We start from the raw sequence: 20,793 nt of genomic DNA, 5'->3' as shown, positions 1-20,793 counted from the left end.
TCAGCAAAATTGCCTTGAAAGATTAGGCGGCCTTGGCGGCTGCCTGCACCTTCTGAATCTCGCGCTTGAGCTTCAGACAGGTCTGCGACAGCTCATCGTTGCTCGCCTTCAGCAGGAAGGCGTCGAGGCCACCGCGGTGCTCGACCGACTTCAGCGCCCGTGCCGACACGCGCAGACGGACCTTACGGCCGAGCAGGTCGCTCATCAGCGTGACATTGCACAGGTTCGGACGAAACTTGCGCTTCGTCTTGTTTTCGGCGTGGCTCCTGAGTTGGCCCGAGAGGGGCAGCGTCCCCGTCAGCTCGCAGCGCCTGGTCATAACACTCTCCTATGCCGCACCCTCAAACCGGGGCGGTCGATCGAAAACTTGCCGTCTCAGCAAAAAATAGCGCCCCGCAAGCCGAGCCTGCGGGGGTTTCGGGTGCTGTATAATTGACAGGACCGCTGCCCGTCAAGACGGGCCACGACGATTGCACTAGCTCGCCTAGTCACCCTCCCTAACCCGTCCAAAGTCCAAGAATAGTCGCAAATTCTGACTATCAGGGCCCCTTCGCCCAAGGGCAAGTAGGGAAACACGATGGCGATATCGGGAGCCGGTGCGCGGAGGCGGGGCGCCTTCTGCAGCCTTTTCGCGGTTGCCGCTGCCACTTTTCCGCTCGAGAGCGCCTCGGCCATTGGTCCCAATTGGCCGACGGAGGTGGTTGCCACCTATAAGCTTGCCTTCGCCGGCTTCGACGTCGGGGCCTACCAATTCAACGCCCATTTCAATAACGGGACCTACGACGCCCAAGCACACGCCAAAGTTTCGGCATTTTTCGGCGCGTTTAAATGGGCAGGCAATTTCTCCGGCAAAGGAGCGCTGGAGCCCTCGGGCCTTCGCCCCGCGGCCTTCGAAATGAGTTACAAAAAGAAGAAAAAATTTGTCTCCGTCAAAATTGGCTTCGCCGGGCGCGCGGTGACCGCCGTCGCCCTGGTTCCCAATAAGCCCCCCTCACCGGATACGATCAAGCTGAAGCCCGAAAATTTGAAGAATGTATTCGATCCGATGGCGGCTATGATCTCGATATCCGACGCCAACCCCTCCGACGCCTGCAACCGGGTAATTCCGGTATTCGACGGCAAGGCACGCTATGATTTGCACTTCACTTTCAAAGGTCGCGAGCCCCTCACCGAGCGCCGTCCGTCCGGCCAGCCCAAGGAGCTTATCGTGTGCCGGGTCAAATATGTGCCTATTGCCGGCCATAAGCCGAAAGATTTCACCGATCCCTGGATCGACTACAATAATATCGAATTTGCGCTCAGGGCCGTGCCGAGGGCCGGAATCTACGTTCCCTACCGGGTCACGATCCCTTCCCCCATCGGCAACGCCGTCATGACCGCTAATACAATTAACATCACCTCGGCAAACAACCAGCAGATCGCGCTGACGCAGTAACACGCGTGGCGCTCGAGGATTCGAGGCGGTGTGACGCTCTTTGTCCGCCGACCGAATAATCCTTGATCTCTAGGCCCTCCTCTGCAATGCCAGGGCTCGATCGGAGTCAATGCACCATATGGCAAGTGATCTGGAAGCCCGCATCCGAAACGTGACGGCGGTGCTCGGACCCACCAATACCGGTAAGACGCACCTCGCCATCGAGCGGATGCTGGGCCACGAAAGTGGCATGATCGGCCTGCCGCTGCGCCTGCTCGCGCGCGAGGTCTATGATCGCATCAAGCAGCGCGTGGGCGCGGACAAGGTCGCCCTCATTACCGGTGAAGAAAAAATCAAGCCGGAGCGCGCCCGTTATTGGGTGTCGACCGTTGAAGCGATGCCGCGCGACATCGATGTCGATTTCCTGGCGATTGACGAAATCCAGCTTTGCGGCGATCCCGAGCGCGGTCACGTCTTCACCGACCGGCTGCTGCATGCGCGCGGCCGCTCCGAGACGTTGCTGCTCGGTGCCCAGACGATGCGCGACGCCATCTCGGATCTCATCCCCGGCGCCAACTTCATCTCGCGCCCGCGCCTGTCGAAGCTGACCTACAGCGGCGAAAAGAAAATCACCCGCCTGCCTGCACGCTCGGCAATCGTCGCGTTTTCGGCTCAGGAAGTTTATGCGCTCGCCGAATTGATCCGTCGCCAGCGCGGCGGTGCGGCTGTCGTGCTTGGTGCGCTCTCACCGCGCACGCGCAATGCCCAGGTCGCGCTTTATCAATCAGGCGATGTTGAATTCCTGGTTGCGACCGACGCCATCGGCATGGGCCTCAACCTTGATGTAGACCACGTGGCGTTCTCTGCGCTTCGCAAGTTCGACGGCTACAATCATCGCAATCTGACGCCGGGCGAGATTGGTCAGATCGCCGGTCGTGCCGGCCGCCACATGAATGATGGCACGTTTGGCGTCACGGGCGGCGCCGAGGCGCTCGATGCCGACATGGTGGAACGTCTCGAAACCCATAGCTTCGATAGCATCCGCACGTTGCAATGGCGCAACCGCAATCTCGATTTCTCGACGCTCGATGCGCTGCATGCGTCGCTTCGCGAGCTGCCGCGCGAGCAGCGTCTGACACGCGCCCGCACCGCCGACGATGTGGCAGCACTCGAAGCCTTGTCCTCGGATCGCGAAATCGCGGACATCGCCTCTTCACGCCCGCGCGTCGAGCTACTGTGGGAAGTCTGCCAGCTTCCCGACTATCGCAAGATTTCCGGTCAAAGCCACGCCGAGCTCGTCTCAAACTTTTACCGGTATCTGGCGACCGGCGAAAATCGCATCCCCGAAGACTGGTTCTCCAAGCAGGTTGCTTTGGCGGATCGGACGGATGGTGATATCGACACGCTCGCGACCCGCATCGCGCACATTCGCACCTGGACCTTCGTCGCAAATCGTCCCGATTGGCTGAAGGATCCGGCGCATTGGCAAGAGCGGACGCGCGCCATTGAAGATAGTCTCTCCGACGCCTTGCACGAACGTCTGACGCAGAGGTTTGTGGATCGCCGGACCAGCGCTCTGATGAAAGGCATGCGGGACAAAGACGAACTGACGGCCGACATCGCCGATGACGGCGCCATCACGGTCGAAAACCACTTCGTGGGCAAGCTGAAGGGTTTCCGCTTCACGCTCGATTCCGCCGCTGACGGCATTCACGAGAAGGCGACGCGCCAGGCGGCGATGCAAGTCGTGACGCGTGAGCTGGGGATGCGGGCGCGTCGCGTTGCGGCGGCGCAGAACGATGCGTTCAAGCTCGCGCGCAACGGCATGATCATCTGGCGCGACGACGAGATTGCCAAGCTCGAACCCGCCGAAGATCCGCTGCAGCCGTCCGTTACGCTCATTGCCGACGAGACGATGAGCGAGTCCGATCGTGAGAAGGTTCAGGCCCGCATCAAGACCTGGGTCGACGACACGATTGCCGATAAGCTGAAACCGCTCGTCGAAATGTCGAAAAGCGCCGAGCTTCAAGGCTTGGCGCGCGGCATCGCTTTTCAGTTGAAGGAAGGCCTCGGTGCCCTGAAGCGCGAGACGGTCGCCGACGACATCAACGCGCTCGACCAGGCGGCGCGCGCCGAGTTGCGTAAGTACGGCTTGCGGTTTGGCGCTTTCAACATCTTCTTCCCGATCATGTTGAAGCCTGCTCCAGCCGACCTTGCGGCGACGCTGTGGCTTCTGAAGCATCCGTCCGAAAACGGTGTCGTGCCGCAATTGCCCCGGCCCGGCCTGACGTCGGTCGTAGTCGATCCTGCGACGCCCGAAGCGCTCTATCGCGCGCACGGCTTCCACGTCTGCGGCCCGCGCGCCATTCGTCTCGATATTCTTGAGCGTCTGGCCGATTTGATCCGTCCGCTGCTCGCATGGCGCTCCGGTCCCGGCAAGACGGACGCCCCCAAAGGCTCGACGGGCGATGGCGGTTTCCGTGCCACCGACGACATGATGTCGATCCTCGGATGCTCGGCCGAAGAGCTTGGTGAAGTGTTGAAAGCCCTCGGCTTCCGCCTCGAACGCCGCCCGATCGCGGTTGAAGCTGCGCCTGCGGCTTCAGTCGCCGAGCCGGAAGCAGCTCCGTCGGCAGCTGAAGCTTCGACGGAACCCGAGAGGGAAGTCGCCGCGACCCCGGCAGAGGTCGGCGCCGAAGCGCTAGTTGAAACGCCGCCGGCAGCTGCGGAGGCTCCGTCCGTGGCGGAAGCAGTCGCTTCCGCGGATGCGGGTTCCGATGCAGCCGCTGCTACTGCTCCCGATGCGTCCGCGGTGTCGGCTCCGGCGTCGGAAGAACCCAAGTTCGAAGAGATCTGGCGCCCACGCCGTCATCAGCGTCCCGAACGCCGTGATGGACAGCGTCGCGACGGACAACAGCGCCGCGACGGTGGTCACGGACGACATCGCCACGGCAACCGTCATCAACAGCCGCAGGCAACCGTCACAGGCGAAGGTGCAACCGCCGCGCCCGCCGCAGACGCCTCGGGTGCGCCGCAGGGCGGCGAGCAACGCTCCGACCGTCAGCATGATCGCAACCGCCACTCCGACCGGCGCGATAATCGCCAGCGGTTCGAAGGCCGCAACAACGACGACCGCCGCAATGATCGCAGGGATGAGGGTGGCCGCCCTCGTCGCGACGATGATCGTAAGGGACGCCGTGACGATGGCCGCCGCCGTGAAGACCGGCGTTCACCGCAGGTGATCACGGCCGCGCCGCCAAAGTCGGCTGGTGGCGATGCCTCATCGCCGTTCGCGGCGCTGGCGGCGCTCAAGGCTCAAATGGAGAAACGGAGCGAAGGCTCCGGATCGACCTGACGAGATGCCGGACGCGGATCGCGCCGCGCTGCAGCGGATCGACCAGTGGCTGTGGTTTGCCCGGATTGCGAAATCCCGGACATTGGCGCAGGCGCTGATTGAACGTGGCAAGGTGCGCGTCAACCGTGTGAAGATCGATAAGGCGAGTACAATCGTGAGGCCGGGCGACGTCCTGACCCTCTCGCTTGGCCCCCGCGTCATCAGTGTCGAGATCCTCGGCATTGGCGCTAGGCGTGGTCCGGCTCCCGAGGCCCAGGCGCTTTATCGTGACCTAACACCCCGGCAGTTGCCGCCAGCTCCGGGGGGAGTGCCGGAGGCGAGCGGAAGCGATATTGTCGTGCAGGTGCCATCCCGTCCCGAAGGTAGCGGCCGGCCGACGAAGCGCGAACGGCGTCTGATCGACAAATTCAGGGGACGGGACTGAAACTGTGACGCCCGGTCCACCTAGGCAGCCGTTGTGCCTATGGTAATAAGGGCGCCGCTCGAACCAGAGATTGCTTCGCGACGCCACGCTGGAGCGTCGGCCGTTACAAGAATTAGGAATTCGAATGACCTACGTCGTCAACGAGAAGTGCATCAAGTGCAAATACACCGATTGCGTAGAGGTCTGTCCGGTCGACTGTTTCTATGAAGGCGAGAACATGCTCGTCATTCACCCCGACGAGTGCATCGACTGTGGCGTCTGCGAACCGGAGTGCCCTGCCGACGCTATCAAGCCCGACACTGAACCAGACATGGAAAAGTGGATGGAGCTCAACCGCCAGTATGCGGACGCTTGGCCGAACATCACCGCCAAGAAGGCTGCGCTGCCCGACGCCGATGCGGTTAAAGACGAGCCGAACAAGTTTGAAAAATATTTTTCACCAAATCCGGGATCAGGGGATTGATTTTGCGCCAAATGGCGCCTCTTGCAACCCGTTAGGGTATCTCTTACATAAGCTGTTGGTTTAGCGCGTTAATTTAAATGCGGCCTTAAGCTCGTCCAGATTGTCTCAGAACCCGACCCTTCAATTACCGTCAAGACTGTGTTAGTATCAGTTGCGATGGCGTTAAGTCTGCACAAATCCGGAACGGCCGCGAACAAAAGGGGGCTGCTCAACTCTGAAGAGCAGCAACCAATAAGACGTTATGGGGCGTCAACGGGCCAATTCAGAGTCGGACGGGATTTGCGAAGCTAGGCCACAAATGAGCGCGCAGGGGACGGCCTCTCGTAAAGACGAGGCACGGATCAATGCGCGCGTGCCGTTCGGACGTCGTCTCGTCCGCGGCACGGATGCTCCGTCCTTAAGGTAGGGCGGACTGACGGCAGAGCCGGCCCCCCGGCAACGCCCAGTATGCGAGAGTGAGAGATCGATATGGCTCAAAAGAAGAAAGCTCCGGTCAGCCCCAAGTCCGCAGCTAAAAGTGCCGTCCGTAAGTCCATGCCTTTGAAGGTTAGCGCAAGCGCCAATAAGGTCGCGAAGCCGTCTGCCAAAGCCAAAGCCGAACCGCCAACGAAATCCAAGCTCGCGCCGACCTCCAGCTCGAAACCCGTAACGACGACGAGGAAGGCAGCGCCCGTCGCGGCGAAGCCCGTAAAGGTCGAGGCAGCTCCGGCCGCCAAGAAGCCTGTCGCAGGGCCGACGCCGGTCGCGCCGCACATCGCCGCCGCTCAATTGAACGCCAAGGTCGCCGCTGCAGCCGCGCCTCAGCGCACTGTTGCCGTGCCTGCAAATGCGCACAAGGCCGCCAGCCAGAAGATTTCGGCTCCGGTCGCTGGCACACAGCAGCCTGCTGCACCGAAGGAAGCCGCTGAGAAATCTGCCGCAGCGCGCCAGATCCTTGCGGTGCAGAAGAAGCCGGTCAGTCAGCGTCACGGCTTCAAAGCCAACGAATTCATTGTCTATCCCGCTCACGGCGTCGGCCGCATCGTCGGCATCGAGGAGCAGGAAATCGCCGGCATGTCGCTTGAGCTCTTCGTCATCACCTTCGACAAGGAGAAGCTGACGCTGCGCGTCCCGACCGGCAAGCTGGCCAGCGTCGGAATGCGCAAGCTGGCGGACGAGGGCCAGGTCAAGAAAGCGATGGAAACGCTGAAGGGCCGCGCCCGCATCAAGCGTACGATGTGGAGCCGCCGCGCGCAGGAATACGTTGCGAAGATCAATTCCGGCGATCTCATCGCGATCGCTGAGGTTGTTCGCGATCTCTATCGCTCCGAAGCGCAGCCCGAGCAGTCATACTCTGAGCGTCAGCTCTACGAAGACGCGCTCGACCGCATGGCCCGTGAACTCGCCGCCGTCGAAAAGCTTGACGAGCGTGGCGCCGTTCAGCGCATCACGGACATCCTCTCCAAGAGCGCCAAAGGCCGCCGCTTGGCGGAAGCTGACGCGCCGGTCGAGGAAGAAGCCGCTTAACGGCGTCAAAGAGACTTCAAGTTTACAGCGCTCGGTTCCGCACCTTCCGGCGGGGCCGGGCGCGCTTCTTTTGGAGCTTCTGTCTGTGAAGCTGCCGCATCGTCTGCCGCTTCAAGCTGAGACGGATCGGCGATATCGATCAGTGGGCCGTTGCGCCGTTCGATCCAGCCGCGCACGACGACAGTGGTATTTGTCAGCGCATCGAGTGAGCGATCGAAGTCCGGATTGGCCGCAAGAACTTTCTTGTCGATCCGCGCCGTGAAGTCGCTCCGCCAGTCGTTGCTGAAATTCAGGTACGTCGCGCTCTTCGTCCGCCCGATGGAAACGACCGTTCCCCCAACGCGCTCGTATTTGCCGCGCCGCTTCATGATCTCGCCCGGCCGATCGGCGGCGAGCGTGCGATAGATGCCGTTTTGCCAAAGCCCCAGGTGCCGCGTCCGCGCATAGGCCTCATTAGCGATGAGTTCGTGCGTGCACGCAAAGCTTCCCGGCAATCCGTAAGCGCGCGCAAAGCCGCCTCGCAACAGTGCGCCCTGTACCCAGTCTTCCCGGCCGTGGTCGATGACGAATACTTGTGCCAACTCGCGGCCATAACGATCGAGCCGGCGCCCTGCAAACGCCAGCTTCACACGCCTTGCCAGCACCAGGTCGGATAACGCTTTGGCCGCATCGGCCTCAGGCGGCCACGCGCCTTGATCAGCGTCCGCATCGCGTGCTCTCGGTGCCAGCGCCCCGATCAATCTCACGGCCTTGCCGTCATCAAGGATGAGCGTCTCGCCGTCGATCACTCTGGTGACGGTTCGGATGGGGCCTGGCTCAAGCGTGCACGGCGGCGGAGCCTTTGCCTCTTCGGCCACGGCGCCAAGCGAAGCGAAAAGCCCCGCAGCGCCGATCAATCCTGCCCACCATCTCCCCGCCATGGCACAAAGAGAGATCACACGCGCCCTTGTTCGCCAAGAGCGGATTGGCGTTGCGCGCGACGAGACAAGATAAGTTTATGGGAACCGGTCAAGCGGCCCGTCTGAGATGCGTGCGATCGCGAAACTCAGAAGCGATGAACAAAGCCGAAGCTGAATTTGTCCATGGTGGCGCTTACGTCGTTGTAACCTGACGGCAGAGAATCAAAGCCCTCGTCAGAGAATTCGACCCGTTTGTATTCGAAACGCAGACTGTTGCTGTCGCTCCAAAGATATTCGATGCCGCCGCCTGCGGTCCATCCAGACAGCATATTGGTATCGCTCGCACCGAGGCTGCCGTTCCTCACTTCCAAATTGGCAAACGCATAACCGCCAGTGGCGTAGATCAAAGTGCGATCGAACAGAAGAAAACCGGCCCGCGCGCCGACCGATCCGTCGAAGTCGGTATGCGCTTTGAAGCCCGAGATCCCGTCTACCCGAGAGCTGTCGCCGTAGAGGAAATCGTAGCTCAAATCCGCGGTCGGCCCGAAAATGATGTTGCCAAAACGGAAATCGTAACCGCCAGAGGCGCCGAGCGTGATGCCATCAGCGCTGCCGAGCCGATTAAACGACATGGTGTTATAGCCGATCGACGGTTTCCAGTAGAAACCCTCCCACGACGAGGCGAGCGGCTTCTCGGCATAGTTGGGAACGACGAGGTTATAGGGGTAGTCCATGCTGCCGATGGGTTTCACCTCTTCGGGAAGGCTCTGAGCCATCGCGCCGCCCGCGGGCAACAGAATGGTCGACAAGGCCAGCGCGAACAGTGACTTTTTCATCGGAGCATTCCCTCGCGTCATGACCACTTCCCAACGTCAGTCAGGAGGTCCGATTTTCCAGGTTGTGCGTCAACCGGAATGCTTCGGATATCCCGCCATAAAAGAGATGACGTTGAGTTTTCTTCCCCACCTTCGGCCAGCGTGCTGTCCGCGGCCATTCCATGTCGCACTGTCGGCCACGTTAAGCATTTTGAGAAGTAGGCAATTTGAAACATTTCGTATCTTGTTTCAAAGCGTTGCCGTTAAGCCCCTCGCGGCACCATGACCGCTGGCTATTTCTGGCTGTCGACAGGGGCAGCTATTCGCAGCTGAAGCAGTTAGTTGTTCCCCTGCCTTGCAATGAAGCCGCGAGCGGCCCTCTTCGCAGGCCCCGCTATGGCCTCAAACGCAGTTCAACCAGAAGTGGCTGACGTTAAATTCGAGCACGCAAGGCGTTCGGGAAGCGATCTAATTCACGAAAGGATCGCGCCAAAGGTCTCCTCCAATGAGCCGCGCTTGACCTCCGCCAACGCTGACCGCATAGCTCTTGGCACCCGCCGCAGGGCCGGGAAATCGAACTGACGAAGCGCGGCCGCAAGGCCAGAGCCGGCCCCGTAGCTCAGCTGGATAGAGCAACGGTTTCCTAAACCGTAGGTCGCAGGTTCAAATCCTGCCGGGGTCGCCATTCGTCATATCTGTCGCCAGCGCCTTTGAGGGCGACGGGCCGCCAATCTGACCCCTCATGTTTTGTAAGTGTCCCCAGGACCCGACGCGCAGGCAAACTGCGGCTCTGGTTCTGTGGGACGATTTCGCCGTCCGCAGATTTTTGTAGACGTCGACGGACCATATGATTAGCAAGCTAATAGATAGCAAGCTAACAATGTCCTGGTCGGTATCGTCTCCATGGCAGCAAGCAAAGAGGCGCGTCATCTCCGCCGCGCCTTCACGCAGGAGCTTTATGTAAAAAGTCGCCTTTGGCGCCGCTTGGCTGACGGGGTAGCGAGCGTTCACGGACTATCGGATGCCGTAACGCTGCCAGTGATCCTTCTCGGCCGGTTTGGCGTGCAAACGCAGACCGAACTTGCCGATGCGATGGGCGTCGAAGGACCCACTCTTGTTCGCCACCTCGATCAACTCTGCGCAATGGGCCTCATTCAGCGCCAGGTGGATCCGAACGATCGCCGGGCCAAGCAATTGAGCCTGACTCCGGCCGGTCAAGCCGCCTTTTCCAAATTGGAGGCCAGCTTGGCGAATTTGCGTGATGTTGTCTTTGCCGATGTCCCTGCTGCTGATCTCGAAGCCTGCTTACGTGTTTTCCAGTCTATTCAAGACTACATCGAAATCTTAGAGACGAGGCCCGCGGCCAAGCTCCAGCGCAGGTCCAATCCGTAATGTTCGGTTGGCGCGACTGGATATTTGCGCTCAAGACGTTCGCCGCCGCGATCGCTGCGCTCTATATCGCTATGTGGCTTGATCTGCCGCGCCCGTACTGGGCGCTGACAACCGTCTATATCACCAGTCAGGTTCTGGTCGGCGCCACACTCTCGAAGGCGCTTTTTCGCGTCCTTGGCACGATGCTTGGAGCAGCGGCGAGCGTCGCCATTGTGCCCAATCTCGTCAACACACCCGAACTGTTGATCGGTGCCATGGCGCTTTGGGTCGCCGTCTGCCTGTATGTCTCTTTGCTCAGTCGAACATCGACATCTTATATGCCGATGCTGGCGGGATATACCGCAGCGCTGGTCGGCTTTCCCGAGGTCGATGCGCCTGGTTCAATTTTCGACGCTGCGTTGGCGCGTACCGAGGAAATCTCGATTGGGATTCTCTGCGCGGCCGTTTTTTCTTCGGTGATTTTTCCGCAGTCCGTGCGTCCCGTACTTGCGGCACGGCTCGGCGCGTGGGCAACCGACGCACGGAACTGGATTGTCGGCGTCCTCGGCAACACGCTGAGTTTTGCCGAGAGCCATGCTGATCGATTGCGGCTTGCGGCGCGTGCGGTGGCGCTTGATGCACTGATAACCCCGCTCGAACATGAGGATACGACCGGTAAAGAGCAAAGACGCGCACTTATGCTGTTGCGCCAGCATATGCTCATGTTCCTGCCGATCGTGTCGACGATATCGGATCGCGTCACCAATCTTGAGCGCGCACACGCCTTGCCTGACTCGATGCGCAAGCTTCTGCAGGACATCAAAGATTGGACCAACTCGGATAATGACGATCCAAATGCGGTAGCCACCCTGCACAAGGCGATCAGCGAAGCCGATCCGGCCGGGGTCAAAATCCCGGATGCAAAAGTTCTGGCATGCAGGACGCTGGCAGCACGCCTGTCTGATTACGTCGATCTACGCCAGGATTTTCTGATGCTGCGGCGTGCCGTGGCGACGGGCGAGCCGCCGGCTGAGGAACTCGCCTTCCGGTATTCGACGCAAGCGCGAACCGTTCGCCACCGTGACCACACCATGGCCGGCCTCTCGGCCGTCAGCACCTTTATTGCGATTGTGGCCGTGAATGTTTTTTGGATTGCGGTGAGTTGGCCCGATGGCTCATCGGCTGCGATGATGGCGGCAGTTGCGATGTGCTTCTTCGCGACCCAGGACGATCCAGCCCCGCACATGATCACCTTCGCCAATGCCGGAATCGTCGGCATCATCGGAGCGGCCATCTATCTTTTCGCACTTCTGCCACGCGCGACGAGCTTCGAAACGTTGGCGCTTGCCCTCGCTCCCGGTCTTATTCTTTGCGGCATCGCAATGACGCAGCCGAAATGGGCGATGTGGGGCATCGGCGGATCGGTCGTGGGTGCGTCCACGATCGCCATTCAGAATAGCTATCAGGCCAATTTCGCCACCTTCGCAAATGGCGCCATTTCGTTTGTCGTCGGAATCTGGATTGCAGTCATCGTAACGAGACTGACGCGGACCGTGGAAACGGCATGGAGCGCGCGACGCCTGCGCCGAATAAACCGCCTCGAACTTGTCAGAGCGGCACAAAAAAAGGAGGCACAGGATAGCCTGAAGCTTGCCGCTTTGATGCTCGATCGCGTCGGCCTTATCGCGACGCGATTGGATGCGCTTCCTCCGGAGGACTCGGAGGATACAGCCGCGCTCCTGACTGATGTGCGCATCGGCATCAACATCGTCGAGCTGCGTCGCATTGATCATGATCAACCCCGGCCGATACATCGCGCGCTGGGAAGGGTCCTCGATGGCGTCGCACAGCATTTTTCGACGACGCGTCAAACCCCGTCGCAAGAGCTGCTGGCCTCCATCGACGAGACGCTAGACCTGATCGCATCGTTCGAGGACAGGGATCTGCGGACTGCCCAAGTCGGCCTCTACGGTTTGCGCCGAGGCCTATTTCCAGATGCCCAGCCCTACAAGCCAATGGTGCAACATCTCAAAGAAACGGCGTGAGGCGCGACCCGGTCGCTGCGCAGCGGCTTTTTGCGACGGCCTTCCCTCAACTTTTGATTGCGATAATCTGGCGCAATCCCAAGGGGTTGAGGTCCCTCCTTGCCTTGGAAATCCATAACTGCGACAATAACATAAAGGCTCGCAGTTTTGTCGGGTGGGGTCGCCAGTTTCGAGGCGGGCTCGTTGACGCCTGGAAACCGCCGCCAGGCATTGAGGAGAGTATTGCGGGAATGGCGGCCAAGATCGAGGTCACGATCGCCGATCAAAATCCGGTCGTACGTGCAGGTCTCGAAGCGCTGATTGAGCGCGACGGGCGCTTTACCGTGTGCGGTGTGCACCCGACGGGTGAATCGTTGCTCAACGCTCTTAAGACGAAGCCGGTCGAGATCGCCGTCGTCGGCTGGACATTGCCCGACATGACCGGCGGCGCCGTGCTTCAGCGCGTCAAGCAAGAGAAGTGGCAGACCCGAATCATCATCTACACGGGTGAGCGTTCCAACGAGGTGCTACGGCAAGCCATCAAAGGCGGTGCCTGGGGCTTCGTCTCCAAGACCGAAGATCCGCAGGTTCTGCTCGAAGCTGTCGTTTCGGTCGCGCGTGGCCGCTTGTCGCTGCCGTATGTCGATATTGATCTTTTGAACCACGACCCGCTCGAAGGTCTGACGGCGCGCGAGCGTGAGTTGCTTGCTGCACTTGCGAACGGCTGGACCAACTTGCAGATCGCGGCGCGCACAGGCATTTCGCGCAACACGGTGAAATACCATCTGAAAAATTTGTACGACAAATTAGGCGTTTCGAATCGCGCCATGGCTGTTGCACTGCATGTCTCCGTTAACCGTTCGGAGCAGCAATAACGCTGTCGCAAAAAGGCGCTGAATTGCAGCACCAAAGCACGACGAGGTGGGTAGCTCGTCCTGCCCAACAGGGTGTTGATAGATTTCCATTCCCACCGTCACTGTCCGCCTGCTAGTTAAGACTTGACGCCCGTATCTGCGATCGGGCGGAAGGATCAGCAAAAGCATGCCGGAACGTCTCCCCTGCTGCGTCGGGGGTCGTCGGCTTGGCTCAACGCAGCGTGGAGGAGCGCTTCATATGAATTTGATTACGCCACATCTCTTCATTCCCGGCCCGACCACGATTCCCGATGCCGTGCGTATGGCCATGAACGTTCCGATGGAGGACATGCGTTCTCCGGAATTCCCGAAGTTCACGCTTCCGATCTTCGAAGACCTGAAGAAGGTCTTCAAGATGAAGGACGGCCGCGTTTTCATTTTCCCGTCGTCGGGCACCGGCGCTTGGGAATCGGCGATCGAGAACACGCTTGCCCCTGGCGACAAAGTTCTGATGAGCCGCTTCGGTCAGTTCTCGCTGCTCTGGGTCGATATGGCTGAGCGCCTTGGCCTCAAGGTCGAGCTGTGCGACGAAGAGTGGGGCACGGGCGTGCCGCTCGAAAAGTACGCCGATATCCTCGCTAAGGATAAGAACCACGAGATCAAGGCCGTCTTCGCCACGCACAACGAAACCGCGACGGGCGTGACGTCTGATATCGCCGGCGTCCGCAAGGCGCTCGACGCTGCAAAGCACCCCGCACTTCTCTTCGTTGACGGCGTTTCTTCCGTCGGCTCGCTTGAGATGCGCATGGGCGAATGGGGCGTCGACTGCTGCGTCTCCGGTTCGCAGAAGGGCTTCATGCTTCCGACCGGCCTCGGCATCCTCGCCGTCAGCCAGAAGGCACTCGACGTCAACAAGAGCGTCAACGGCCGCATGAACCGTTGCTTCTTCTCTTGGGAAGACATGATCAAGACCAACGATCTTGGCTACTTCCCCTACACGCCGGCTACGCAGCTCATCCGCGGCCTGCGTGCTTCGCTCGATCTGATCCTTGCTGAAGGCATCGATAACGTCGTTGCTCGCCATCACCGCATGGCGTCTGGCGTTCGCGCTGCCGTTGACGCATGGGGCCTGAAGCTCTGCGCCAAGGAGCCGAAGTGGCATTCGGACACGGTGTCGGCGATCCTCGTTCCGGAAGGTGCCGATGCGAACGCCGTCCTGAAGACGGCTTACTACCGCTACAACACGTCGCTCGGAACCGGCCTCAACAAGGTCGCTGGCAAGGTGTTCCGCATCGGCCACCTCGGTGCCGTCGATGAGTTCATGGTCGGTGGTGTTCTCTTCGCAGTCGAAATGGCGCTCAAAGACTCGGGCATCAACATCAAGCTCGGCTCAGGCACGGGCGCTGCTGCGGAGTACTTCTCCAAGACCGCGACGAAGTCAGCGACGAGCGTGACGCCGGCTCAGGCCAAGGCTGCCTAACAAATTAAAAGCGCCCGGCTTCAGTGAAGGCCGGGCGCTCTTTCTCATTCGCTTCGCGATCGAAACAAAAACACGTCTCAAATCTAGGAAGGCAACCTCCCAATGAGCTTTTCGCAGTTCCCGCTCCGCAAACAGAGATTGCAGCGTTCATACCTCGCGGTTCCGGGCTCCAACCCGAGCATGATCGACCGCGCCATCAAGAGCGCCGCCGACTATGTCTTCCTCGATTGCGAAGACGCTGTTGCGCCGCCCGAAAAAGAGCAGGCCCGTAAGAACATCATCCAGGCGCTGAACGATCTCGATTGGAAGGGCGCCGGCAAGAGTGTCTCGGTTCGCATCAACGGCCTCGACACCCACTACATGTATCGTGACGTCGTCGACATTTGTGAGCAGGCTGGCGCCAAGCTCGACACGATCCTCATCCCGAAGGTCGGCGTTCCTGCCGACGTCTACACGGTTGAATGCATCGTCAGCCAGATCGAAGTCGCCAAGGGCCTGAAGAACCAGATCGGCACCGAGGCGCTCATCGAAACGCCGCTCGGCATGGCCAACGTCGAAGCCATCGCTTCTGCTCCAAGCCGTCTGGAATCGATGCACTTCGGTGTGGCCGATTACTCCGCCTTCAACAAGGCGCGCACCGTCGTCATCGGCGGCCTGAACCCCGATTATCCGGGCGATCAGTGGCACTTCCCGCTGTCGCGCATGACCGTTGCCTGTCGCGCTTACGGTCTTCGTCCGATCGACGGACCGTTCGGCGGCATCGACGATCCGGAAGGCTACAAGGCAGCAGCGCGCCGTGGCGCGGCTCTCGGCATGGAAGGCAAGTGGGCCATCCATCCCTCGCAGATTGAACTCGCGAACGAGATCTATTCGCCGACCGCCAAGGAAGTCGAGCGCGCTGAGCGCATTCTCGTCGCTCTGAAGGAAGCCGAAGCCCAGGGTAAGGGCGCCGCTTCTCTCGACGGCAAGATGATCGACGCAGCCTCGGAAAAGATGGCGCGTAACCTGCTCGTCACGGCTGCCGCGATCAAAGCCGCAGAAGCTGCGCGCGCGAAATAAAAAACAGCCAGGAAACGTCGAACAATCCTAAGGAGGTCCAATAATGGACATTCACGAATACCAGGCGAAAGAGCTTCTTACGAAGTTTGGCGTGCCGATCCCCCGCGGTGGATTGGCGTATTCTCCTGAGCAGGCGACCTACCGCGCGAGCGAGCTTGGTCACCCCGTTGTCGTCAAGGCCCAGATCCATTCTGGCGCCCGCGGCAAGGCGGGTGGCGTCAAGCTCTGCCGCAACGAACGGGAGATCGAGGAAGCCGCCGAGTCGATGCTCGGTCGCAAGCTCGTCACCACTCAGACGGGACCGGCCGGCAAGCTGGTCTCGCGCCTCTACATCGAAGAAGCGACGAACATCGACCGCGAAATCTACCTCGGCTTCGTGATGGACCGCGCGGCAGAGCGCATCGTCGTTGTCGCGTCGGCAGCGGGCGGCATGGATATCGAAGAGATCTCCGCAACCCAGCCCGATACCATTATCCGCGTGCAGGTCGATCCGGCCGTGGGCATGCAGCAGTTCCAGGCGCGCGAGATCGCGTTTGGCCTCGGCGTTGATCCCGAAATCGTCAACAAGATCGTGCCCGCGATCATGGGCGCTTACCGCGCTTTCCGTGACCTCGACGCGATGATGGTTGAGATCAATCCCCTCGTCATCACCAAGGAAAAGCAGGTCCTCGCCCTCGACGCTAAGATGTCGTTTGACGAGAACGCGCTGTTCCGTCGTCCGCACATCGCCGAGCTGCGCGACAAGAGCCAGGAAGATCCGCGCGAGACGTACGCGTCCGACCGCGGCCTGTCCTACGTCGGTCTCGACGGCGACATCGGCTGCATCGTCAACGGCGCTGGTCTCGCGATGGCAACGCTCGATATGATCAAGCTCGCAGGTGGCGAACCGGCGAACTTCCTCGACATCGGCGGCGGTGCCTCGCCCGAACGCGTAACGAAATCGTTCCGTGCCGTGCTTCGCGACAAGAACGTTCGCGCCATCCTTGTCAACGTCTTTGCCGGCATCAACCGCTGCGACTGGGTTGCAAAGGGCGTCGTCGATGCCGTGAAGGAATTGAACATCACAATGCCGATTGTTGTTCGCCTCGCCGGAACGAACGTCGAGGAAGGCCGTAAGATCATCGACACCAGCGGCCTCACCGTCATCAGTGCAGAAACGCTGGCGGAAGCGGCGAAAAAGGCTGTCGAAGCAACGAAAAAAGCGGCCTAAATCCGGAGAAACGCACCAATGGCAATCTTTATCAATGAAAAGACGCCGATCCTGATCCAGGGCTTCACCGGACGTATCGGCACCTTTCACGCTCAGGAAATGATCGACTATGGCTCCAACGTCGTCGGCGGCGTGACGCCCGGCAAGGGCGGCACGTCTCACCTCGGCCGCCCGGTGTTCAACACCGTCAAGGGCGCGGTCGACGAGACCGGCGCTGAAGCTTCTATCGTCTTCGTGCCGCCGCCGTTTGCGGCCGACGCGATCATGGAAGCAGCCGACGCGGGCATCAAATACTGCGTCTGCATCACGGACGGCATTCCTGCTCAGGACATGATCCGCGTGAAGCGCTACATGCGCCGCTACAAGAAAGAAAGCCGCATGGTTCTGACCGGCCCGAATTGCGCCGGTACGATCTCGCCGGGCAAGGCGATGCTCGGCATCATGCCGGGTCACATCTACCTGCCGGGCCGCGTCGGCATCGTTGGCCGCTCGGGCACGCTCGGTTACGAGGCGGCGGAACAGCTGAAAGCGCTCGGCATCGGCGTCTCGACGTCGGTCGGCATCGGCGGCGATCCGATCAACGGTTCATCGCACCGTGACGTTCTTGAAGCTTTCGAGGCGGATACGGAGACCGACGCCGTTCTGATGATCGGCGAAATCGGCGGCCCGCAGGAAGCCGAAGCCGGCATGTTCGCCAAAGAGCACATGAAGAAGCCCGTGATCGCCTACATCGCTGGCTTGTCGGCGCCGAAGGGCCGTCGCATGGGCCACGCTGGCGCCATCGTCTCAGCATTCGGTGAATCGGCCGCTGAAAAGGTCGAGATACTGAAGGGCTGCGGCGTCACGATTGCGCCGACGCCGTCGGAAATGGGCTCGACCGTTGCCCAGGTCCTCGGTCAGGTCCGCAAGGTAGCTTAAGTTTGGTTCGGCCGGAGCGTGCGTGTTTTGCCTCCGGCCGTCCACTTCGCTACACTATGAATCTTCATGAGAATTCTGTCCCGCACGATGGGACATGGAGCCTTTGGTGATGCAGGATACGACGCCCGCTGTTGGCTCGAACAAGCTCGACGAAATCGAGCTGATCAATCAGCTGAAGCGTCTTAGAGCGCAAATTCCCGATAACCCTTCGCTCAACCCGATTTTGAACGTCGCGTTCGACATGTCTCGGCGTCTTGAGGCGGGCGAAGTGTCGTTCGACGAGATGAAGGGCCTTGCCGGCCGGCTGATGGATCGGGCCTTCGTTCGCCGCGCCCGTGGCCTGCGCGAGAAGGTCGGCTATGTCGATCAGGCGACCACGCTGAAGGACTTCACGGCCTACGTCGAAAAGACGGCAACCGAGTCCGGCAACAATCTCAAAGCGTTTGAAGAGCGTTGGTCGCGTGCCCGCACCGGCATCGTTCTGACCGCGCATCCGACGTTCGGCCTTTCCGACGCGCTCTACCGGCGCATGGTCGATATCGCGGTTTCCGATCCAACGTCCGACGTCACGATCGGCTTACCGCATCGCCCGGAAGATAAGCTGACGCTCCATCACGAGCACAAGTGCGCCCAGGATGCGATCCGCAACCTGCGCAATGCCTACGAAGAACTGTTGCACGGCTTCTATAGCGTCGCGTCGCAGAAGTTCGGTGACGCGGCGTTCAAAGTGCGCCCGAGGCTGACGACGTTTGCGTCGTGGGTCGGCTACGATCTTGACGGCCGCACCGACATCACCTGGACGTTCTCGTTTGAAACCCGCCTTCGCGAGAAGCGCGCCGCCTTGGCCGATATCCGCGAACGCTTCGTCGTCCTGAAGCACAAGCTCGAAAGCGGTGACGCCGCACAACGCGTCGCTCGTCAGATCGTCGGCAAGCTCGATCTCGGCATCGCTGCCGTCGATGAGCAATTGAAGGCGCTCGAAAGCTTCGCCAACAACACCGAAGGCCTCGCCAAGGCCGCCAACGTCATGACAAAGACGGACGGCTACAACCTGCTGACGGTCGAGGCGCTACAGGCTCTCTTCAACAATCTGATCGATGCGGTCCAGGCGCCGCAGATGAAGCGCGCCACCGCCGCGCTCGCCGGCCTCGTCGAGGCAACCGGCCTCGGCATGTCGCATATCCACCTGCGCATCAACGCCCTGCAGCTCCACAACGCATTCCGCGCTTACGTGCACGAGCCGTGGACGCGCGATCTGACCGAAAGTCAGTCGCTGAAGCGCATTGTCGAGATGATCAAGAACACGCCGCGCGAGACGGTCAACTTCGCGACGCTCGATCTCGAAACCGCGACTGCGATCCGCCAGTTTGCGCTTACCGCGCAGATCATGAAGCACGTCGATAAGGAAACGCCGATCCGCTTCCTCATCGCCGAATGCGAGTCGCCTGCAACGGTTTTGATTGCAGTGTTCTTCGCCAAGCTCTTCGGCGTCGATCACATCACCGATATCTCTCCGCTTTTCGAAACTCCGACGGGTCTTGAGAATGGCGCACGCATCATGGAGCGCCTCATCGAAGAAGAGGCCTACCGCGAGTACGTGATCGGCCGAAAGCGGATCAGCATTCAAACTGGCTTCTCCGACGCTGGCCGGTTCATCGGACAAATCTCGGCGACGCTGGCCGTCGAACGCTACTACAAGGCGCTGGCCGGGATCGTCGACGCCGCCAAGCTCGAAGGCATCGAGACGCTGCTCTTTTCGACCCACGGCGAGTCGATGGGCCGCGGTGCGCATCCCGGCACGCTTTACCGTCGTCTGCACTACGTGATGACGAATGAAGCACGCCGCCGCTTCGGCGCCGCCAACATTCCCGTGAAGCACGAGACGAGCTTCCAGGGCGGCGACGGCTATGTCTTCTTCGGCAACCGCGCTTTAACGACCCGCGCGCTCGCAACCATCGTGATGGATGGCGACATCCCGCCCGCTGAAAAGGATCCGTTTTATTCGGCGCAGGATTTCAGCTTTGACTTCTTCCTGCGTCTTCGCGGCTTCCAGCAGGACCTGTTCGCGCACGATGGATATCGCGCTGTCCTCGGCGCCTTCGGACCGAACCTGTTGTTCAAGACAGGGTCTCGTCCGGTAAAGCGCCAGGGCGATCACGCATCCGACCGCGGCAACCCGGCCCGCATGCGCGCCATCCCGAACAATGCCATTCTCCAGCAGTTCGGCTATATCGCCAACGTCGTCGCCGGTCTTGGCGCCGCTGTCGGCGTCGATCGCGACCGATTCTATAAACTTGCGAAAAAGTCGAAGCGATTGCAGTCGCTGCTTGCAATGATTGCGCACGGCAAGACGATGTCGAGCCTCAATGCCATGGCCGCGAACGCTCAAGTCTTCAATGCCGGGCTTTGGGCGTCGCGCGCCTCATGGGGCCGTGAGGAAGCGCTGAACAGCGCCTTCCGTACGCTCGCGACGCATCTGCTGCCGGATGATCGTTATGGCGACGTCTCCGAACTCGTCCATCTGCTGCGTCTCGACGCCATCGACCTTCACGCCATCCTCGCCGATTTGAACATCGAAGATGGCATGGTCCCTGACGAGAACCGGCTCGAACTCGATCTCCTGCAGGCGATCCGCCTCGCGCTGATCATGCGCATTTTCATTCTGGCTGCGCAGCTTCCGCGCTTCGCCCCGCAGGACGGACTTTCGCATGCGCAGGTGCTCGAGATGGCCCTGAGCTTGGAAATTCCGGAAGTTCTGAGCATCCTGCGCAAAGCGTTCCCGCACGACGAAAAGAACCTGACCGCGAAGTCCTTCGACGAGCAGGCGAGCTATCGTCCGCGCGGCATCGACGACTACGCGCGCTTGGAAACGGAAATCCTGACGCCGATGGAAATCTCGTACGAGTTCATTCGCGAGATCGGCACCGGCATCTCGCACCACTTCGGCGCCTTCGGCTGAGGTGGCGACTATCCGCGGGCGGACGCTGGCTTTTGCCACGGC

General features: G+C 60.6%; 16 protein-coding genes and 1 tRNA gene. 14 read left to right on the top strand and 3 right to left on the bottom strand.

Translation table 11 applies throughout. The features are described from left to right. Positions 1 to 22: 22 nt before the first annotated feature. Entirely contained in the window at positions 23 to 319 is a 297-nt protein-coding gene (rpmB, locus tag HYPMC_RS20385) for a 50S ribosomal protein L28 (protein WP_013950009.1), read from the bottom strand. Positions 320 to 577: 258 nt separating this feature from the next. Here rpmB and HYPMC_RS20380 point away from each other — a divergent pair, with 258 nt between their 5' ends. The 5 genes from HYPMC_RS20380 to HYPMC_RS20360 all read left to right on the top strand — a co-directional run bounded on the left by HYPMC_RS20380 (position 578) and on the right by HYPMC_RS20360 (position 7,162). After that, on the top strand, positions 578 to 1,435 hold the full coding sequence (locus tag HYPMC_RS20380) for a DUF3108 domain-containing protein (RefSeq protein ID WP_013950008.1): 858 nt from the start codon (positions 578 to 580) through the stop codon (positions 1,433 to 1,435). Positions 1,436 to 1,553: 118 nt separating this feature from the next. Next, positions 1,554 to 4,769: a helicase-related protein gene (locus HYPMC_RS20375; protein ID WP_013950007.1), complete on the top strand. Its 3,216-nt coding sequence runs from the start codon at positions 1,554 to 1,556 to the stop codon at positions 4,767 to 4,769. A gap of 4 nt (positions 4,770 to 4,773) precedes the next feature. Next, the gene (locus HYPMC_RS20370; RefSeq protein ID WP_013950006.1) at positions 4,774 to 5,193 is read left to right on the top strand and encodes an RNA-binding S4 domain-containing protein; all 420 of its coding nucleotides are present in this window, start codon (positions 4,774 to 4,776) and stop codon (positions 5,191 to 5,193) included. A 124-nt stretch (positions 5,194 to 5,317) separates the two neighbouring features. Continuing rightward, the gene (gene fdxA / locus HYPMC_RS20365) at positions 5,318 to 5,656 is read left to right on the top strand and encodes a ferredoxin FdxA (RefSeq protein WP_013950005.1); all 339 of its coding nucleotides are present in this window, start codon (positions 5,318 to 5,320) and stop codon (positions 5,654 to 5,656) included. 468 nt (positions 5,657 to 6,124) lie between these two features. Further along, on the top strand, positions 6,125 to 7,162 hold the full coding sequence (locus tag HYPMC_RS20360; RefSeq protein ID WP_013950004.1) for a CarD family transcriptional regulator: 1,038 nt from the start codon (positions 6,125 to 6,127) through the stop codon (positions 7,160 to 7,162). Positions 7,163 to 7,167: 5 nt separating this feature from the next. Here the strand turns inward: HYPMC_RS20360 and HYPMC_RS20355 are convergent, their stop codons facing one another. Beyond that, positions 7,168 to 8,100 (bottom strand): thermonuclease family protein, encoded by a 933-nt coding sequence (locus tag HYPMC_RS20355; protein WP_244420937.1) that lies wholly within the window; start codon positions 8,098 to 8,100, stop codon positions 7,168 to 7,170. Positions 8,101 to 8,207: 107 nt separating this feature from the next. After that, positions 8,208 to 8,897 carry an outer membrane protein gene (locus HYPMC_RS23485; protein ID WP_024274919.1) on the bottom strand — a complete coding sequence of 230 codons (690 nt, stop codon included), beginning with the start codon at positions 8,895 to 8,897 and terminating at the stop codon, positions 8,208 to 8,210. Between the two features lie 587 nt (positions 8,898 to 9,484). Here HYPMC_RS23485 and HYPMC_RS20345 point away from each other — a divergent pair. From HYPMC_RS20345 to HYPMC_RS20305, 9 genes are all read left to right on the top strand, one after another. Continuing rightward, positions 9,485 to 9,561: transfer RNA gene (locus HYPMC_RS20345), tRNA-Arg, on the top strand. A gap of 218 nt (positions 9,562 to 9,779) precedes the next feature. Continuing rightward, positions 9,780 to 10,268, top strand: a complete 489-nt coding sequence (locus tag HYPMC_RS20340) for a MarR family winged helix-turn-helix transcriptional regulator (protein ID WP_013949999.1) — start codon at positions 9,780 to 9,782, stop codon at positions 10,266 to 10,268. Further along, positions 10,268 to 12,292 carry an FUSC family protein gene (locus HYPMC_RS20335; protein WP_013949998.1) on the top strand — a complete coding sequence of 675 codons (2,025 nt, stop codon included), beginning with the start codon at positions 10,268 to 10,270 and terminating at the stop codon, positions 12,290 to 12,292. Before HYPMC_RS20340 ends, HYPMC_RS20335 begins: the two co-directional genes overlap by 1 nt. Before the next feature lie 230 nt (positions 12,293 to 12,522). After that, on the top strand, positions 12,523 to 13,146 hold the full coding sequence (locus tag HYPMC_RS20330; protein WP_024274918.1) for a response regulator transcription factor: 624 nt from the start codon (positions 12,523 to 12,525) through the stop codon (positions 13,144 to 13,146). A 238-nt stretch (positions 13,147 to 13,384) separates the two neighbouring features. Then, positions 13,385 to 14,605 carry an aminotransferase class V-fold PLP-dependent enzyme gene (locus HYPMC_RS20325; RefSeq protein ID WP_013949995.1) on the top strand — a complete coding sequence of 407 codons (1,221 nt, stop codon included), beginning with the start codon at positions 13,385 to 13,387 and terminating at the stop codon, positions 14,603 to 14,605. Between the two features lie 102 nt (positions 14,606 to 14,707). Further along, entirely contained in the window at positions 14,708 to 15,664 is a 957-nt protein-coding gene (locus HYPMC_RS20320) for a CoA ester lyase (protein WP_013949994.1), read from the top strand. A 43-nt stretch (positions 15,665 to 15,707) separates the two neighbouring features. Then, positions 15,708 to 16,874, top strand: a complete 1,167-nt coding sequence (locus HYPMC_RS20315) for a malate--CoA ligase subunit beta (RefSeq protein WP_013949993.1) — start codon at positions 15,708 to 15,710, stop codon at positions 16,872 to 16,874. Between the two features lie 18 nt (positions 16,875 to 16,892). Next, entirely contained in the window at positions 16,893 to 17,792 is a 900-nt protein-coding gene (gene sucD, locus HYPMC_RS20310) for a succinate--CoA ligase subunit alpha (protein WP_013949992.1), read from the top strand. A gap of 109 nt (positions 17,793 to 17,901) precedes the next feature. Continuing rightward, positions 17,902 to 20,751: a phosphoenolpyruvate carboxylase gene (locus HYPMC_RS20305; protein ID WP_041301147.1), complete on the top strand. Its 2,850-nt coding sequence runs from the start codon at positions 17,902 to 17,904 to the stop codon at positions 20,749 to 20,751. The last annotated feature ends 42 nt before the right edge of the window (positions 20,752 to 20,793 follow it).

This window comes from Hyphomicrobium sp. MC1, assembly GCF_000253295.1.
Classification (GTDB): Bacteria; Pseudomonadota; Alphaproteobacteria; order Rhizobiales; family Hyphomicrobiaceae; genus Hyphomicrobium_B.
This window is presented reverse-complemented; position numbering and strand designations above follow the sequence as displayed.

Coding starts and splice junctions, on each gene's coding strand:
- rpmB (WP_013950009.1), bottom strand. CDS start 319: ATGACCAGGCGCTGCGAGCTGACGGGGACGCTGCCCCTCTCGGGCCAA.
- HYPMC_RS20380 (WP_013950008.1), top strand. CDS start 578: ATGGCGATATCGGGAGCCGGTGCGCGGAGGCGGGGCGCCTTCTGCAGC.
- HYPMC_RS20375 (WP_013950007.1), top strand. CDS start 1,554: ATGGCAAGTGATCTGGAAGCCCGCATCCGAAACGTGACGGCGGTGCTC.
- HYPMC_RS20370 (WP_013950006.1), top strand. CDS start 4,774: ATGCCGGACGCGGATCGCGCCGCGCTGCAGCGGATCGACCAGTGGCTG.
- fdxA (WP_013950005.1), top strand. CDS start 5,318: ATGACCTACGTCGTCAACGAGAAGTGCATCAAGTGCAAATACACCGAT.
- HYPMC_RS20360 (WP_013950004.1), top strand. CDS start 6,125: ATGGCTCAAAAGAAGAAAGCTCCGGTCAGCCCCAAGTCCGCAGCTAAA.
- HYPMC_RS23485 (WP_024274919.1), bottom strand. CDS start 8,897: ATGAAAAAGTCACTGTTCGCGCTGGCCTTGTCGACCATTCTGTTGCCC.
- HYPMC_RS20340 (WP_013949999.1), top strand. CDS start 9,780: ATGGCAGCAAGCAAAGAGGCGCGTCATCTCCGCCGCGCCTTCACGCAG.
- HYPMC_RS20335 (WP_013949998.1), top strand. CDS start 10,268: ATGTTCGGTTGGCGCGACTGGATATTTGCGCTCAAGACGTTCGCCGCC.
- HYPMC_RS20330 (WP_024274918.1), top strand. CDS start 12,523: ATGGCGGCCAAGATCGAGGTCACGATCGCCGATCAAAATCCGGTCGTA.
- HYPMC_RS20325 (WP_013949995.1), top strand. CDS start 13,385: ATGAATTTGATTACGCCACATCTCTTCATTCCCGGCCCGACCACGATT.
- HYPMC_RS20320 (WP_013949994.1), top strand. CDS start 14,708: ATGAGCTTTTCGCAGTTCCCGCTCCGCAAACAGAGATTGCAGCGTTCA.
- HYPMC_RS20315 (WP_013949993.1), top strand. CDS start 15,708: ATGGACATTCACGAATACCAGGCGAAAGAGCTTCTTACGAAGTTTGGC.
- sucD (WP_013949992.1), top strand. CDS start 16,893: ATGGCAATCTTTATCAATGAAAAGACGCCGATCCTGATCCAGGGCTTC.
- HYPMC_RS20305 (WP_041301147.1), top strand. CDS start 17,902: ATGCAGGATACGACGCCCGCTGTTGGCTCGAACAAGCTCGACGAAATC.